Annotated in this window: 13 protein-coding genes; 7 read left to right on the forward strand and 6 right to left on the reverse strand. The window is 63.5% G+C overall.

Going from position 1 to position 15,313, the window contains the following annotated elements; genetic code table 11:
• Positions 1 to 81: 81 nt before the first annotated feature.
• The 3 genes from katG to mutS form a co-directional block, all read right to left on the reverse strand.
• Positions 82 to 2,322, reverse strand: coding sequence for a catalase/peroxidase HPI (gene katG, locus IAE58_RS01540; protein ID WP_199932125.1), 2,241 nt, complete (start codon positions 2,320 to 2,322; stop codon positions 82 to 84).
• Between the two features lie 143 nt (positions 2,323 to 2,465).
• Positions 2,466 to 3,065 carry a DUF937 domain-containing protein gene (locus IAE58_RS01545; protein WP_199932126.1) on the reverse strand — a complete coding sequence of 200 codons (600 nt, stop codon included), beginning with the start codon at positions 3,063 to 3,065 and terminating at the stop codon, positions 2,466 to 2,468.
• A 132-nt stretch (positions 3,066 to 3,197) separates the two neighbouring features.
• Complete coding sequence (gene mutS / locus IAE58_RS01550) at positions 3,198 to 5,753, reverse strand: DNA mismatch repair protein MutS (RefSeq protein ID WP_233614462.1); 2,556 nt, start codon at positions 5,751 to 5,753, stop codon at positions 3,198 to 3,200.
• Between the two features lie 202 nt (positions 5,754 to 5,955).
• Between mutS and IAE58_RS01555 the strand changes: the two genes are divergently transcribed.
• From IAE58_RS01555 to IAE58_RS01570, 4 genes are all read left to right on the forward strand, one after another.
• Positions 5,956 to 7,851 (forward strand): integrase, encoded by a 1,896-nt coding sequence (locus IAE58_RS01555; protein ID WP_233614466.1) that lies wholly within the window; start codon positions 5,956 to 5,958, stop codon positions 7,849 to 7,851.
• 11 nt (positions 7,852 to 7,862) lie between these two features.
• On the forward strand, positions 7,863 to 8,630 hold the full coding sequence (locus IAE58_RS01560; RefSeq protein WP_199932129.1) for a nucleotide-binding protein: 768 nt from the start codon (positions 7,863 to 7,865) through the stop codon (positions 8,628 to 8,630).
• Between the two features lie 156 nt (positions 8,631 to 8,786).
• Positions 8,787 to 9,218, forward strand: a complete 432-nt coding sequence (locus IAE58_RS01565) for a hypothetical protein (RefSeq protein WP_199932130.1) — start codon at positions 8,787 to 8,789, stop codon at positions 9,216 to 9,218.
• Between the two features lie 119 nt (positions 9,219 to 9,337).
• Positions 9,338 to 11,689, forward strand: a complete 2,352-nt coding sequence (locus IAE58_RS01570) for a KAP family NTPase (protein ID WP_199932131.1) — start codon at positions 9,338 to 9,340, stop codon at positions 11,687 to 11,689.
• 116 nt (positions 11,690 to 11,805) lie between these two features.
• Here the strand turns inward: IAE58_RS01570 and IAE58_RS01575 are convergent, their stop codons facing one another.
• Together IAE58_RS01575 and IAE58_RS01580 are read right to left on the reverse strand one after the other, a co-directional pair.
• A complete protein-coding gene (locus tag IAE58_RS01575; RefSeq protein ID WP_199932132.1) occupies positions 11,806 to 12,573 on the reverse strand; it encodes a hypothetical protein in 768 nt (255 codons plus the stop codon).
• Between the two features lie 88 nt (positions 12,574 to 12,661).
• Entirely contained in the window at positions 12,662 to 13,069 is a 408-nt protein-coding gene (locus tag IAE58_RS01580; protein ID WP_325166814.1) for a helix-turn-helix transcriptional regulator, read from the reverse strand.
• An 87-nt stretch (positions 13,070 to 13,156) separates the two neighbouring features.
• Here IAE58_RS01580 and IAE58_RS01585 point away from each other — a divergent pair, with 87 nt between their 5' ends.
• The 3 genes from IAE58_RS01585 to IAE58_RS01595 are packed head-to-tail and all read left to right on the forward strand — an operon-like array spanning position 13,157 to position 14,919.
• Positions 13,157 to 14,020: a hypothetical protein gene (locus IAE58_RS01585; protein ID WP_199932134.1), complete on the forward strand. Its 864-nt coding sequence runs from the start codon at positions 13,157 to 13,159 to the stop codon at positions 14,018 to 14,020.
• The gene (locus IAE58_RS01590; RefSeq protein ID WP_182068190.1) at positions 14,017 to 14,379 is read left to right on the forward strand and encodes a hypothetical protein; all 363 of its coding nucleotides are present in this window, start codon (positions 14,017 to 14,019) and stop codon (positions 14,377 to 14,379) included. The genes IAE58_RS01585 and IAE58_RS01590 overlap by 4 nt, the downstream gene beginning before the upstream one ends.
• 45 nt (positions 14,380 to 14,424) lie before the next feature.
• Entirely contained in the window at positions 14,425 to 14,919 is a 495-nt protein-coding gene (locus IAE58_RS01595) for an ABC transporter permease (RefSeq protein ID WP_233614468.1), read from the forward strand.
• An 86-nt stretch (positions 14,920 to 15,005) separates the two neighbouring features.
• On the opposite strand, the gene IAE58_RS01600 is transcribed toward IAE58_RS01595, so the two are convergent.
• On the reverse strand, positions 15,006 to 15,149 hold the full coding sequence (locus IAE58_RS01600) for a hypothetical protein (RefSeq protein ID WP_199932213.1): 144 nt from the start codon (positions 15,147 to 15,149) through the stop codon (positions 15,006 to 15,008).
• Positions 15,150 to 15,313: the final 164 nt, after the last annotated feature.

Genomic DNA, 15,313 nt, shown 5'->3' on the forward strand with positions numbered 1-15,313 from the left:
CCCCCCCCCCCCCCCCGGCCCCCCCCCCCCCACCCCCGGGGGGGCGGGCGGGGCCCGCCCGGGCCTCCCCTCCGCATCACATCAGCCGTGCAGGTCGTAGCGATCCAGTTCCATCACCCGCGTCCAGGCGGCAATGAAATCCTGCACGAACTTCTTCTCGCCATCGGCACTGGCATACACCTCGGCCAGGGCGCGCAGCACGGCATTGGAACCGAACACCAGGTCGGCGCGGGTGCCGGTCCAGCGGGCGGCGCCGTCGTTGCGGCCACGCCCTTCGTAGCTTTCGCGGCCGGTGGCCTTCCACTGCGTGCCCATGTCCAGCAGGTTCACGAAGAAGTCGTTGCTGAGCGTGCCCGGGCGCGCGGTGAACACGCCGTGCTTGCCGCCATCGGCATTGGCACCGAGCACGCGCAGGCCGCCGACCAGCGCGGTCATCTCCGGCGCGGTCAGGGTCAGCAGCTGTGCCTTGTCGATCAGCAGCGCTTCGCCCGGCACCGCGTAGGCGCCCTTCAGGTAATTGCGGAAGCCATCGGCGGCCGGTTCCAGTACCGCGAACGATTCCACATCGGTCTGTTCCTGGCTGGCATCGGTGCGGCCCGGGGTGAATGGCACGCTGACCTCATGGCCACCGGCCTTGGCCGCCTGTTCGACGCCCACGCCACCGGCCAGCACGATCAGATCGGCCAGCGACACCTGCTTGCTGCTGCCGGCATTGAACGCGGCCTGCACCTTTTCCAGCGCGGCCAGCACCTTGGCCAGCTGCTGCGGCTGGTTCACCGCCCAGTCCTTCTGGGGGGCCAGGCGCACGCGTGCACCGTTGGCACCACCGCGCTTGTCCGAGCCGCGGAAGGTGGAGGCCGACGCCCAGGCGGTGGACACCAGCTCGGCCACGCTCAGGCCGCTGGCGGCGATCTGCTGCTTCAGCGCGGCGATGTCCTTGGCGTCGATCAGCGGGTGCTGCGCTTCCGGCAGCGGGTCCTGCCAGATGAACTGCTCGGCCGGAACTTCCGGGCCGAGGTAACGCGCGCGCGGGCCCATGTCACGGTGGGTCAGCTTGAACCAGGCGCGGGCGAAGGCATCGGCGAAGGCCTGCGGGTTTTCCAGGAAACGGCGCGAGACCTTTTCGTAGGCCGGGTCCATGCGCAGCGAAAGATCGGTGGTGAGCATGGTGGGGCGGTGCTTCTTCGACGGATCGTGCGCGTCGGGAATTACCGCGTCGGCGTTCTTGGCCACCCACTGGTGGGCACCGGCCGGGCTCTTTGTCAGTTCCCATTCGTTGCCGAACAGGATTTCGAAGAAGTCGTGGCTCCACTGCGCCGGGGTGCGGGTCCAGGTGACTTCCAGGCCGCTGGTGATGGTGTCGCCGCCCTTGCCACTGCGGAAGCTGCTGACCCAGCCCAGGCCCTGGTTTTCCAGATCGGCCGCTTCCGGTTCCTTGCCCACGTTGTCGGCCGGGCCGGCGCCGTGGGTCTTGCCGAAGCTGTGGCCACCGGCGATCAGGGCGACGGTTTCCTCATCGTCCATGGCCATGCGGCCGAAGGTATCGCGGATGTCATGTGCGGCCAGGACCGGGTCGGGGTTGCCGTCCGGGCCTTCCGGGTTCACGTAGATCAGGCCCATCTGCACCGCAGCCAGCGGGTTTTCCAGCTTGCGCGAATGCACATCGCCGTCGGCATCATCGTCGGACACCAGCACGCCGTGGTCTTCCTGCACGCCTTCGGAGCCGTGCTTGTAGCGCACGTCGCCGCCCAGCCAGGTGGTTTCGCGGCCCCAGTAAACGTCCTGGTCCGGTTCCCAGGTATCGGGGCGGCCGCCGGCGAAGCCCAGCGTTTTGAAGCCCATCGATTCCAGCGCGACGTTGCCGGTAAGGATGAGCAGGTCGGCCCAGGAAATGGCCTGGCCGTACTTCTGCTTGATCGGCCACAGCAGGCGGCGGGCCTTGTCCAGGCTGACGTTGTCCGGCCAGCTGTTGAGCGGAGCGAAGCGCTGCTGGCCGCGACCGCCGCCGCCGCGGCCATCGCCGATGCGGTAGGTGCCGGCGCTGTGCCAGGCCATGCGGATGAACAGGCCGCCGTAGTGGCCGAAGTCGGCCGGCCACCAGTCCTGCGAATCGGTCATCAGTGCCTTCAGGTCGGCCTTCAGGGCGGCGTAGTCCAGGCCCTGGAACGCCTTGGCGTAATCGAAGCCGGCATCGAGCGGGTTGGAGCGCGCGGAGTGCTGGTTCAGCAGGTCCACGCGCAACTGGTTCGGCCACCAGTCGCGGTTGGTCGTGGCGTCACCGACCACGGCATGGTTGAAGGGGCACTTGGCTTCGCTTTTCATGGGTAGCTACCTGTGGGCTGGCGAAATGGGAATCGGGTTCAAGCCCACGATAGGCAGGGCCTGGCGATCGGTAAATTCGATTGATTCAACCAATGCGATAGTGGTTACCTATGGGGCCGTCTGCATAGGACGGTCGTGGCCGATCAGCGCTTCAACAGGCCGGCGCCCAGTTTCATCAGGTCGCTGGCGCCGAACTGGCCATCGCCGTCCTGGTCCAGGACGCCGCCCAGCAGGCTGCCCAGACCGCCGCCGCTCTGCGCTTCCTGCCCCAGCGCACTGCTGAGTTCAGAGGCATTGCCCTGCTGGGCAAACCGCTGGGCCAAAAACGACATGACGATGGGGGCGAGGATCGCCAGCAGCTTGCCGGAGGTGCCACTGTCCAGCCCGGTCTTCTGGCCCAGGGCCGCGGCCGCCTGCGGCTGCTGGCCGCCGAACACGTGGCCGAGGATGCCGGCGCCGTCGGTGGCACCGCTGCCGCCGCCGCCCATCACCGCGCCGAGGATGCCGCCCAGGTCGAAGCCGCCGCCGCCGCTGTGGTCGCGCTGCAGGGCATTGAGCAGGGACTGCGCGCCCTGCGGTTCACTGGCGTTCTGGCCCATGGCGCCCAGCAGCAGGGGCAGGGCGCTGCCCACGGCCTGGCTGGTCTGCGCGCTGTCCAGGCCAAGCTGCTGCGATACCTGCTGCAGGCCCTGGCCCTGCTGCAGTTGCTGGAACAGGGTTGCGGCGAGGGATTGCGTATTCATGGCGGTCTCCGTTCGGTGAAGGAAGGACCGCCCGAGCATAACGCCGGGTACACGACGGCAGTGCGAAGTAGCGCCGGGCCATGCCCAGCGGCACATGACCTGGTAGCGCCGGGCCATGCCCGGCGGGTGCCGTTACAACAACGCCTTCAACCGGTACAGCGCTTCCAGCGCCTGCTTCGGGGTCAGCTCGTCCGGATCGATCGCTGCCAGCGCTTCCTGCGCCTTGTTCGATGGCGCAGCGAACAGGCCGAACTGCTGCGGTGCATCCAGCGCCTGCGGGGCTACGGCGGCCGCATGGCTTTCGCCACCGCGCTGTTCCAGCTCGGCCAGGCGGCGCCGTGCCTGCGCCACGGTGGCGCGCGGCAGGCCGGCCAGCGCGGCCACCTGCAGGCCGAAGCTGCGGTTCGCCGGGCCGTCCTTCACGGCATGCATGAACACCAGTGCCTCGCCATGCTCGACCGCATCCAGGTGCACGTTGGCAATGCCACTGGTGCCGCCTTCGTGCTGCTCGTCGGCCAGTGCGGTCAGTTCGAAGTAGTGGGTGGCAAACAGCGTGTAGCAGCGGTTCTGGTAGGCCAGGTGGCGCGCGACTGCATCGGCCAGGGCCAAGCCGTCGTAGGTGGACGTGCCACGGCCGATCTCGTCCATCAGCACCAGCGAATGCGCGGTGGCATGGTGCAGGATGTAGCTGGTTTCGGCCATTTCCACCATGAAGGTGGACTGCCCGCGGGCCAGGTCGTCGCCGGCGCCGATGCGGGTGAGGATGCGGTCGATCGGGCCTATCAGGGCGCGGCTGGCCGGCACGAAGCTGCCGATATGGGCCAGCAGCACAATCAGCGCGTTCTGCCGCATGTAGGTGGACTTACCGCCCATGTTCGGGCCGGTGATGACCAGCATGCGACGGTCCGGGTGCAGGTCCAGATCGTTGGGTTCGAAGGCCTGTTCGCGCACCGCTTCGACCACCGGGTGGCGGCCGCGTTCGATCTTCAGGCAGGGCTCGGCCTGCAGTTCCGGGCGCGCCCAGTCCAGCGCCTGTGCGCGTTCGGCGAAGGCGGCCAGTACGTCCAGTTCGCTCAGCGCGGCGGCGCACTGCTTCAGCGGTTCCAGCTGGCTGCCCAGGGTGTCGAGCAGTTGTTCGTAGAGGTACTTTTCGCGCGACAGCGAACGATCGCGCGCGGACAGCACCTTGTCCTCGAACGCCTTCAGTTCTTCGGTGATGTAGCGCTCGGCATTGGTGAGCGTCTGCCGGCGGGTGTAGTGCACCGGCGCGCGGTCGGACTGGCCCTTGCTGATTTCGATGTAGTAGCCGTGCACGCGGTTGTAGCCCACCTTCAGGGTGGGAATGCCGCTGCTCTCGCGCTCGCGCAGTTCCAGGTCAACCAGGAACTGGTCGGCGTGGGTGGACAGGCGGCGCAGCTCGTCCAGTTCGGCATCGAAGCCATCGGCCAGCACGCCGCCATCGCTCAGCTTCAGCGGCGGCATTTCGGCAATGGCGCTGGCCAGCAGGTGCGCGCATTCGTCGTGCTCGCCCAGCGCGGCGTGCAGGGTCTGCAGGCGCGGCGAATCCAGCGGTGCCAGCACATCGCGCACGGCCGGCAGCAGGCCCAGGCCATCGCGCAGGGTGGAAAAATCACGCGGGCGCGCCGAACGCAGCGCCACGCGGGTAAGGATGCGTTCCAGATCGCCCAGGCGGCGGAACTGTTCGCGGATGTCTGCATCGCTGCCGCGGTCGATCAGCGTTTCCACCGCATGGTGGCGCAGTACCAGCACCTCGCGCAGGCGCAGCGGGCGGTGCAGCCAGCGCCGCAGCAGGCGGCCGCCCATTGGCGTGACCGTGCTGTCGAGCACGCCCAGCAGGGTGTTTCGGGTATCGCCATCGACCCGCGTGTCCAGTTCCAGATGGCGGCGGGTGGCAGCGTTCATCGCGATCGCCTCACCGGCGGTTTCCATCGCGATCGAGGTCAGGTGCGGCAGGCGCTGCTTCTGGGTTTCTTCCACGTAGCCCAGCAGTGCACCGGCGGCGGCGGTGGCGCGCGGCTTGTCGTCGATGCCGAAACCGCTGAGGTCGTGCAGCTTGAAGAAGGCCAGCAGCTGGCGGCGGCCGCTGTCCGCATCGAACAGCCACGGCGCACGGCGGCGCACGCCAGTGCGCTGGCGCAGGAACTCCGGCCAGTTCTCTTCGTCGGGCACCAGCAGTTCGGCCGGCTCCAGGCGGGCCAGCTCGGCTTCCAGCGCGTCGTCGGTTTCCACTTCGTTGACCAGGAAGCGACCGCCGGCCAGGTCGGCCCAGGCCAGGCCATAGCCCTGCTTGCTGCGCGACAGCGCCATCAGCAGGGTGTCGCGGCGCTCGTCCAGCAGCGCCTCGTCGGTGACCGTGCCGGGGGTGACGATGCGCACGACCTTGCGCTCGACCAGGCCCTTGGCCAGGGCCGGGTCGCCGATCTGTTCGCAGATCGCCACCGATTCGCCCAGCGCAACCAGCCGCGCCAGGTAGCCTTCGTAGGCGTGTACCGGCACGCCGGCCATGGGGATGGGCGCGCCGCCGGAGCTGCCGCGCTGGGTCAGGGTGATGTCCAGCAGCCGCGCCGCCTTGCGGGCGTCGTCGTAGAACAGTTCGTAGAAGTCGCCCATGCGGAAGAACAGCAGCAGGTCCGGGTAGTCGGACTTGGCTGCGAAGAACTGCTTCATGAGGGGCGTGTGCTCTGCACTGGACTTCGATGCAGACGGTTTCGCTTTTGAATCAGTGGTTTGCAAGAGAACTTCCTACGGGTTGTAGCGATCAATCCGGGTCACTAGCGGCAAGTAACGGGGTTCTTCGTTGCGCCGCAGTTGCGCTGGTCACTCAAAGAGGATCAAATCGATGTTGCGACGGACAGACGGCGGATCGACCATGGATACGGTTGTTGCGGCGCAGGCAGAGGCCCCGCGCCGCCGAGGCACCAAGTTTAAGCTGACCTACCGCCAAATCTGCGAACTGAGCGTGGCCAAGGGCCCGGTCGAAGGCAAGCAGGGCAGGGTGGTCATTGCCCCTCGACTGCCCGAATACGCCGGGAAGCCTTACCGCGTCCTGGACGGCAATCAGGGCGCGCCAACGGGCTTTGGCTTCTACGTGGGCACCACTCGCACCACTTACGAAGTCGTGGTCCGAGGCCCGGCCGGGGTTCGTCGGTTCTCCCTGGGCAGCGTCACCGACATCGGACCGGAGCAAGCCTACGAGCTGGCGCGACGGAAGTTGGCGGTCGTTCGAGAAACGGGCGAGCATCCTTCGAAGGAAGAGGCCCGAGCCGAGCAGCTGGTGGAGCTGAAGGGGCTCACGCTGGCGGATTGCTTTGCGGCCTACGTTGAGGACCTGCAGAAGCGCGTGCGCAACAAGAAGGCCAAGCCCGCCAGCATCCGAGCGATCCAAGACAGCTTGGCGCGGTTTGCCCGCCTGGAAGTCGGGCTGGCGGACAAGCCGATTCTTCAGCTTTTGGACAAGGACATCCACCGTGCGTTCGACGGTCTGCGGCGGTCGTCTATGGTGCGCTCCAACCGGATCCCCACCCCCATGCGCCAAGCGCTGGCTGATCAGCCGGATTGGGCCGAGCTTTCCACGCAACAGCTCGAAGCGTTGGGTGTGACCGGGAAGTACATCCAACGAGTCAAAGCGGCTGGTCTAGCGTCGACCGAACACGCGTTCACAGACGCGAAGAGGGCGGTCGACCTGGTGCTGAAGCGGGAACGCAAAGCGGCGGCTCAGCAGCAACGGGAGCCGGTGCTGCGTTACAACCCGTTCCAAGTCATCCATGACGACGACATGCTGCGGGACTCGCAAGCACTTCGCCGGCACTACGAGCGCGCGGAAGTGCGCAATCCGTTGGGGGACGAGACGCTTCCCACGGTCCTGAAGGTGATCTTGGCCAGGCGGGACGAGCAGGGCGGCTTGAACGCCACCGGCGCGGACTACTTGCTGCTTACCCTGCTCTGGGGCACCCGCCGCGGCGAGGCTGCTCCGTTGCGTTGGTTTGACCGGTGCTCCCCGGGCGAGCTGCGCCAATCCGAAGTGTCCTGGGTCTGGTTGGCCGGTCCGGAGGAAGTCAACCCGTACACGCGGCGGGCGGGCTCTCAGGTCTACTTGTTTGACACGAAGAATGGCGAGGAGCGCTACCTGCCGGTGGCCTACTTTGCTGAAAAGATTTTGCAGCGGCGTTACGACGAGCGCGCGGACGAAACCAAGCTCAAGCAAGACTTGGCGGACGCGCAAGAAGTGTTGGACGCCGCTCGAGCCAGGCGTGCACGCCGGGATCTGCTGGACCGGCTGGAAAAAGAGGTGGAGAGGGCACGCCGCGCGCTGGCCAAAACCATGTTCGTTTTCCCCGCCCGATCGGACCGAAGCACGACGGGGCACTACTCGGACAGCAAGAGCATCGTGGCAAACGTGCGCCGGGACGCGGGGTTGCTCGATCTGCGGGCAGAGGTGGACATTGGTCTGACCCTCCACGACCTGCGCCGGACGCTCGGCCGCTACGCCGCCCTCCTGTTCGGCGAAAGTCGAATCGTGTCCCAATTGCTCCACCACAGAACGTTGGGGCGTGGTGAGGATCGAATGGCCGCTGTCTCCGAACGCTACACCGAGCAGGAGTGGTCCAGGCTCCGCGAGGCCATGGGCCGGGTTGAAGAGCACATGGTCGCGACCAGTCCCCGTGTTTGGAACCGCTTGAAAGGGACGGACAAGCCTCGACTCGACGAGGCCGGCGATGCCCCAGTGTCGATTTTCTCAGCAAGAAACCGGCGCGACGATAAGTAAGGAGCGACCCAATGGAATGCCAGCGTAAAGAAGAGGACTACCTGGAGCAGCGCTCTGCGGCACTGGATGCTGAACTGAACAAAGCTGCCGCAGGCTTGCCGCCTCCGACGATCAGCTCCAAGGCAGCGGCGCGTTACCTCGGGGTGCACTTCGACACGCTTGGCGAGTGGCGCCGTCGAACGCCTCCTGCAGGGCCGCCCTTTGTGAAAGGCGCCGGCCGCGCTGGAGGAGGGGCGAACGAGCACGTTCGTTACCCCTACACGGAACTTGTCGCTTGGCAGGCCTCACGCGTGGGGCGCAGTGTCAAAGAGCGTCGCTTGATCGACGAACTGGACGCGGCCCAGCAACGGGTCCGTGAGCTGGAAATCGAATTGGCCTTGCGGCAGGCGCGGGACGATGCAAGCCGGCTGCAGAGGAAGTTGGGGCGTATCGCAACGCTGGCCACGCTCGATGACATTGCCGTGGTTCCCCATGAGTGGGCACTGGTGGATGGCCGGGTGGCTGGGCATGTCTTGGTGGTGAGCGACCAAGTGCTCAGCGGTGCGCTGGAACGCGGCGACGTGTGGGATGACACGGTCGAGGTGGCCTTGCAGGCGCCTTGGGTCGACGGGGAGACGCGTGAGCCCTACCACGCCGCTTACGCAAAGGTGTTGCAGGTGGCGATGCATCAACTCTGCGAAGCGCAAGCCGCCCAGCGAGCCACTGATCTGGAGGTGCGTTGGACGACAGCGACGGTGGCTCATCACTACAAACGTCCCTTCGCCGAAGATGGAAGTTGATCCCTTTCGTGCTGCAGGCATCGGCTACCTCACCCGACCTGCCTGTGGACGTTGCAAGCCGCGGGGCTAGGTCAGGACTTCGGAGGCTTTTGATTGCAGGATGCGCTCAATCTACGGCTGTCACTTGAATAAGTTCTAATCAAGGAGGATTGATTTATGTATTCATCAACTGCACAGGCCATGGGGTACTCGGACCTCTATCGCTTGGATAGGGTGTTCAGTGAGCGGTTTGATGAAATGTGCGCCGCTGTGGATGCACTGCCTCCAGAATTGAAGGAGCGAGGCAAGGCGCTTGGTTATCCCCAGTTGCACAATGCATGCATCTTGGGTGAGCTGGATTTGGTGAAGGCACTCTTGGCCACAGGCCTTGATCCGGATGCTTACACCTACACAGATGGCGACGATGATCAGCCGCCGCTGATTTGGGTCGCTCGTGCCGTTGGTCTCGATCATGCGATAAAGATTCTGATCGCTGAAGCATTGATCGTGTCAGGCGCGTCGGTTGAAGAGGGGGAGCCATATCAGGAAGCAGAAGACGCTGGTGATCACCAGTTCGCTGCCTATTTGGCTTCAAAGGCGGCGTTGTAGGTCTTTCGTCAGGAACACTCGCAGGTGTGCTGGTGCGGCCATCGAGCGGCGGGGCGGGCGAGCAGCGCACATGGGAATCGATCAGTTGGGCACCCGATTGGCCCAGTTCACTATTGCAGTTGACCACGGTTACAGGGGATCAAGAAATGCTGGCATGGCTAAGGAAGTGGTGGGGTCAAATCAAAGCTGGTTCCGCAGAATCGAAGACCAGAGCTGAGGAGCCGATTCATGCATACCTGGGCACCGGTTCGGACGCGGAGCAAGCGGGAGCACCTCCCAGTGATCAGTTCCTGGATGATCAGCCGATCACCGGTCGATTGTCTGACCGGTTTAATCGGGCGCCGTTCGCGTCCCGATTGGCTCAGACCCTAGCCCAGCGCGCTGATCCGTCCAGCATCGTCGTTGGTCTTTATGGCCCGTGGGGGGATGGGAAAACATCTGTTCTTGAAATGATGGGGGAGGCATTAAAGGACTATCCGCGGGTCATTCTTGTGCGCTTCAACCCATGGCACTTTCAAAGCCAAGACGCCCTGCTGCGAGGGTTCTTCGCGACGCTTGCTGAGGCGATGGACGAATCCTTGCCCAATAAAAAGGAGAAGGTGGGCGAGCTTCTGAAGCAGTACGGAGGGCTTTTGTCTCTCGCGAACGTGACCTTCGCCGGTGCGGTTCAGATTTCCCCTGGGGAGGCCGCAAGGAGTGTGGGCGAGTCGTTGTCCACTGTTAGTCTGGAAGAGTTGCGCTCGCGAATAGATCGAATGCTGGGCCAATCCAACCGCCGGTTGGTGGTTCTCGTCGACGACATCGACAGGCTGGATCGCGAGGAAACCCATGCCATCTTCAAGCTGGTAAAGCTGTCCGCCAGCTTCAAGCACACGTCGTACGTTCTGGCCTTCGACGATGACGTGGTCGCGGCGGCGTTGGGTGAACGCTACGGAGAGGGCGGGGCCAAGGGAGGCCGGGCGTTTCTTGAGAAGATCGTCCAAGTGCCGCTCAACCTTCCCCCGGCAGATACCAACAGCTTGCGATTGATCGCTTTGGAGGGGGTTCAGAGGGCGGTTGATCAAACAGGGATTGTGCTCACTCAGAGTCAGGTGGACGCGTTCATTCGGCACTTTGATGACGTTATTGCGCCGGCGCTCGGCACGCCGCGAAAAGCAAAGCTTCTATCAAACGCTCTCCTATTTGCCTTGCCGATTCTGAAGGGCGAGGTAAACACCGTCGATCTGATGCTCATCGAGGGGGTTCGGGTGATTTATCCAGGTCTGTACGCTGCAATCCGATCCAATCGCGACCTTTTTCTTAAGGGCGGGCGTGCAGGCGGGCGCGACGATAATCAGAAGAAAGAAGAGGATATCTCCGCTTTGCTGGAGAAATCGCTTCCTCACATCTCGGTCGAAGAGCGCGGCTGGATCCGTCGTCGGCTGCTGGAGCCGCTGTTCCCCAGGCTGGGAAATTCGATGTATGGCGGGGAGTGGGATTCGACTTGGGCTGCGGAGCAAAAGATCTGCGCGGGGGAGTACTTCCAGCGGTACTTTGCCTACGGAGTGCCATTGGGCGACGTGCCTGATCGCCTGATTGCAGAGTTCATAGGAAGCGCGCCGGCCTTGTCTGCCCCCGACGCAAGGGAAGCGCTGGAACGGTTTGCAGAGAGGCAGGGCATGCCACGCTTGGTTACAAGGCTTCGCCAGAGAAAAGACACTATCAACGCTACGGAAGCTAGGGCGATAGCACTCGCCTTTGCAAGAAACGGGGATCTCTTGCCGCGGGAGCGGGGCATGCTAATGCCACTGGATACGCGCGGTTCGGCAGCCATTCTCATCGCGGACCTGCTTAGAAGGCTGCCCACGGGGAGCGAAAGGCAAGGAGTGGCTGAACAGGTCATTCGGGAGGCATCGTCGGTTGGGTTTGTCTCCGAATGCTTGCGTTGGATTCATCACTACGACGACAAGCCCGCAGACCGCCGTGTGCTTTCAGACGAGGGTGATAAGGCTCTCGCAAAATTGGCTGTAGAACGAATCGAGGCTGAAAGCGCCGAAGCGCCATTCTTCCTCACCGAACCCAAGGACGCCCCCACGCTCTATTGGCTATGGTGCCAAGAGACATCGGATGCACATGTGCAACAGGCGCTACGTGCCCAGCTGGACACGTCGACGGACCGAGTGGATGCATTTTTGGCATGTTTCGTGGGAGAGTCTTGGGGAGTTGAGAGTGGGATCCCCAGGCCGGGGGACTTTGATAGGCGCCAATACGACTCTGTTTCCAAGCTTGTTGGCGCGGACTACATTGCTGCCAAGCTCAGGGGGCGGTATGGGGCTGAATTGGACAGTCCTGAGGAATACCTTGCTGAGGGGATGGATCAACCCCGCCGAGTCGCGCATCAGTTCATGAACGTACATATCTTCGTGACTCAGGAAAAAAGCTCGTCGAGCGGCAGCGACGTAACTCATACAAGCGAAGAATCCATGGAGTAGTTTGTTTGAGTCATGTTCGGGGCACATGGCCACGGACGGCAGCCCCGCAGTATTCGATCCAGGTTAGAAGATTGATTTGCCCATCGTGCTGAGGTTGCTCGCGGATTCCACCGCGCTCATTCGGGTGCGATGGCGCACAGGCGACGAACATACGTGGGATAGGCGCCCGACGCGGCGCCGACGATGACCACGTTGTCGTTGATGCGACGCGCCCTATCACCAGGCTGTGTGGTGCACGCCGGGTCATCGTAGAAGTCTAGGAACATTGCTGACTTCCGGGCCACGGTTTCCATCCACGTCGGCACGATAGCGGCGCTGCTCGTACTGGAGATGATGATTGCGATCGAAAAACCTGCAAGTACTCGTGCCAGAAGAAGCCAAAAGTCTTTGTCGCCCAGTGGCCCCCAAGTAAGAAGTACTTTTGCTCCCGCCCAGAGGATTAGCGCCACGGTGGAAAGCGTGCTGACGACAATTGCCACCACTGACACGACCCGTAGCACAGACAGCGGCAGCAGCAACGCAATTGTCGTCGGGAAGTGCGAAGGGTCTTGGCCGGTCGCCTCGTTCACCGCCATTCTGCTGATCCCCGTGGCTGCCGCCAGTACCATCACGCTCGCGCCGGTCATCAACAGCTTCACAAGCGGAAGCTGGAGCTTGGGTGTGATCCACAAGTATGTCTCGCGCAGAAAACCAAAGGCTAGAAGCCCGCTTGAAGCATAAGTCAGACACCCGGTCAGCAGTCCGCGAGGGGAGGCGTGAAAGCAGGCGATGGCCATCAGCAGAAGCGCTGAACCTCCGAAGTAGACCTTGATTGCCAACGACTGGCCTTCCCACCAAGCAGAAAAGCGTTGGTACCAGTTTGGGTCTTCCACAGCACCGGCCATCCATATCCCCCTCTCTAATGAGAGAGGATCGTCTCGTGCTTCCGTCGCAGAGGATGAGACTAACGGTGCATCAGGGCGGTGGGCGGGCCTATTCAGAGTCCGCCAATAGGCGGTCAATGGCTTGCTTTCGCTTTCCTGGGGGAAGGGCGGTCAGCTCTTCTAGTGCTTGAGACAGCCTGACCTGCTGGGCCTCGCTTTGAACACCCAGCGCCAGGATGGCGTCTGCCATCGCCGGCGTGGTCGCGAGCAGGTAGGCAGGCGGCACGTCCAGTGCCTGCGCCAGCTCGAAGAGCGCTTCGAGGCTGATAGACATCGCCCCCGACTCGTAGCGCGAGATTCGTGCCGACGCTGTGTCTTTGTCCAGCCCCATTTGCATCCCCACTTCCCGTTGGCTCAGGCCCCGCCATTCGCGGGCTTGACGCAAGCGCGCGGCCACGATCGCTCGCGGGGTTGTCGGCGTAGTCACAGGCTGAACGGATGCAGTGCAGGCATGCACCGATGATGACCCAACCCCTACGCCACGGGTAGACTCTACGTGTCACGTAAGTTTGTGGCAAGTCCATCCAAAGGAACGAGGGGCTGTATGAAGAACGGGGCAGTTCTGGCTAGCGTGATCGCGCTGGCCGTATCGACGGGTGTCAGCGCCCAATCCACGACCGCATCGGGCCTGCTTCGGCAGATTGGAGGGGCCCTTTCAGGAAAGTCCGGGTCACAGGCCAAGGTGTCCCACCCCCTGTACGCCGAGCCGGCCGGCATCTACTGGGACCTGGACGGGGACACCCTTGAGGGTGCTCAGCACCTGCGCGAAGGGCTGTCCTCCACGGGCGCGCAAGGGATCGACATGTGCGATATGGGCCTGCTGGCCATGGCCCATTCCGCCTACCAGTTGCGGCCTGACAAACGGCAGTGGTGCTTGCGGCAAGCGTGGGTGGCCGCAAAGAGGACGACGGGTAGCAAAGAGCCGGAGCCCTCTGCGGCGGTGATCGAGCAGCGCTTCGGGCCTGCTTTCGACGCCCGGCTGGAGCGGTTCAAAGGGATTCGGCGGTATGCCGTCCGCCCGAACTTCAAAGCGCTGGGTGGGGTCAGTTACAACCCGGATCGGGGCGTCATGGAAGTGTTCGTGCCGATGCCGCAGATCTCGGTTGCTGGCTTGAGTGTCACCGGAAAGAACTTCGTCCCCTGGATCCATAAGACGCCCACCGGCGTGTCCAGCCCTCCGAACGCGGGGCGCTACCGGTTGCTGATCCGGATGGACCCCGCTGAAGCAGCCAACCTCGCGCGGCAAGGGCGCTCTTTCCAGGACGACCGCGTGGTGTTCTCGGTCAATCGGGTTTGGGTCGACGGCACGGAGCCCAAGATGGACGTGACCGTTGAGAGGGTGAGCTTGGGCTACCGGAACGAAACGATCGAAGTGGACGTCACCAAGAACCAAGGAGAAGGTGCATGAAGCGTGGAATCGTGGCCGCTGCAGTAGCCGCTGTCGTCTTAGCTGCATGCAGCAAGGCCGACCAGGGGCCGTCGGTGGAGCAGGTGGCGAAGGGTTATGAGCAGTATTTGAACGCGAACTTGGTGGCCGAGCTGGGGCAGCGCGTGGAAGTGCGTGGCTGGGATGACCTGAACGTCGATTGCAATCAGAGCGGGCCCGAGCGAACGACGTGCGTCACCGGCGGCACCCTCGATGTGATCGGTTTCCAAGGCGGTCGCCAACTGAAGGAGGCTCCTACACCTGTGCCTGCCCGGGCAGATCTGGTGTTTGAAAAGCGGGCAGCGCAGTGGGTGCTCATCGACGCACAGAAGAAGCCCTGATCAGTCTTTGCAACCCGCCCTTGTTTTCGCTCATTTGGAGGTTCCATGAATGCCCATGTCCGCTCTCACTCGACCGCATCCCATATGCAGTGGGGCCTGCTCGCACCCGCAACGGTCCTCCTGGGCGGTGCTGGCCTGCTCGCCTTCGCAGGCGGTGCAGAAATTTCTGGAGAGCTGGGGCTTGCCTGGGAGGCTGTGGCGGCGTTCTCGGCTGGCGTTGGCGTGCTGGCGCTCCTCCTACTGCTTTACGTGCTGAACTGGCGGGCGGCGCGTGTTCGGGCAGCCAGGGCAGTCAATCCCTTTCTGGAACTGAGGCACGGGGGCTTTTGGAAGGGGGCACTGATGGGGACGCTGGTCGTGGTGGCGATCCAACTGGCGAGCATCGGGGTGGGGATCTTCTACCCCGGTCTGATTGAATCGGAGCGCAATTTCTTTGTTTCCGTCCCGCCCTTGGCGTTGGCCGCCCTCTACACCGTCTTCCCGATTGCGCCACTGTTGGGCGGGTTGATCGGGCGCGTGTGGCGCGCAACCAGTCTGTAGGGTGGGTCGGGGACTTCTGACAACCATCAAAGGGGGCAAATGCCCCCTTTCAGCGGTTCGCGAAAGATGCCAGCGATGATGGTCGCCTACGCCATTCGATGCTCGATCAAAGCCATCCGGTAGTTCTCACAGGCGTCCCTGAGCCCCGTTTTGGCCGCAGCGATCAACGCGTCGGTGCCCAGGACGGAAGCTTCGTTCCGTTCGATGATCAGGATCGGAAGGGCGTCCATGCCTGTTGCCAGTCGCGCCCCAAGCCACAGTAGTCCTTGTTGTTGCAATTGTGGTCCGTCGTCTCTGCCCCCTTGAAGATGGAAGCATCTAACCATGCGCGCAAAGCTTCGCAAGGTATACAGAGGAGCAGATGTTCAGATATGTCGAGTCGTTGGAGATTCGG

It is taken from the genome of Stenotrophomonas sp. S49 (assembly GCF_016624905.1).
Classification (GTDB): Bacteria; Pseudomonadota; Gammaproteobacteria; order Xanthomonadales; family Xanthomonadaceae; genus Stenotrophomonas.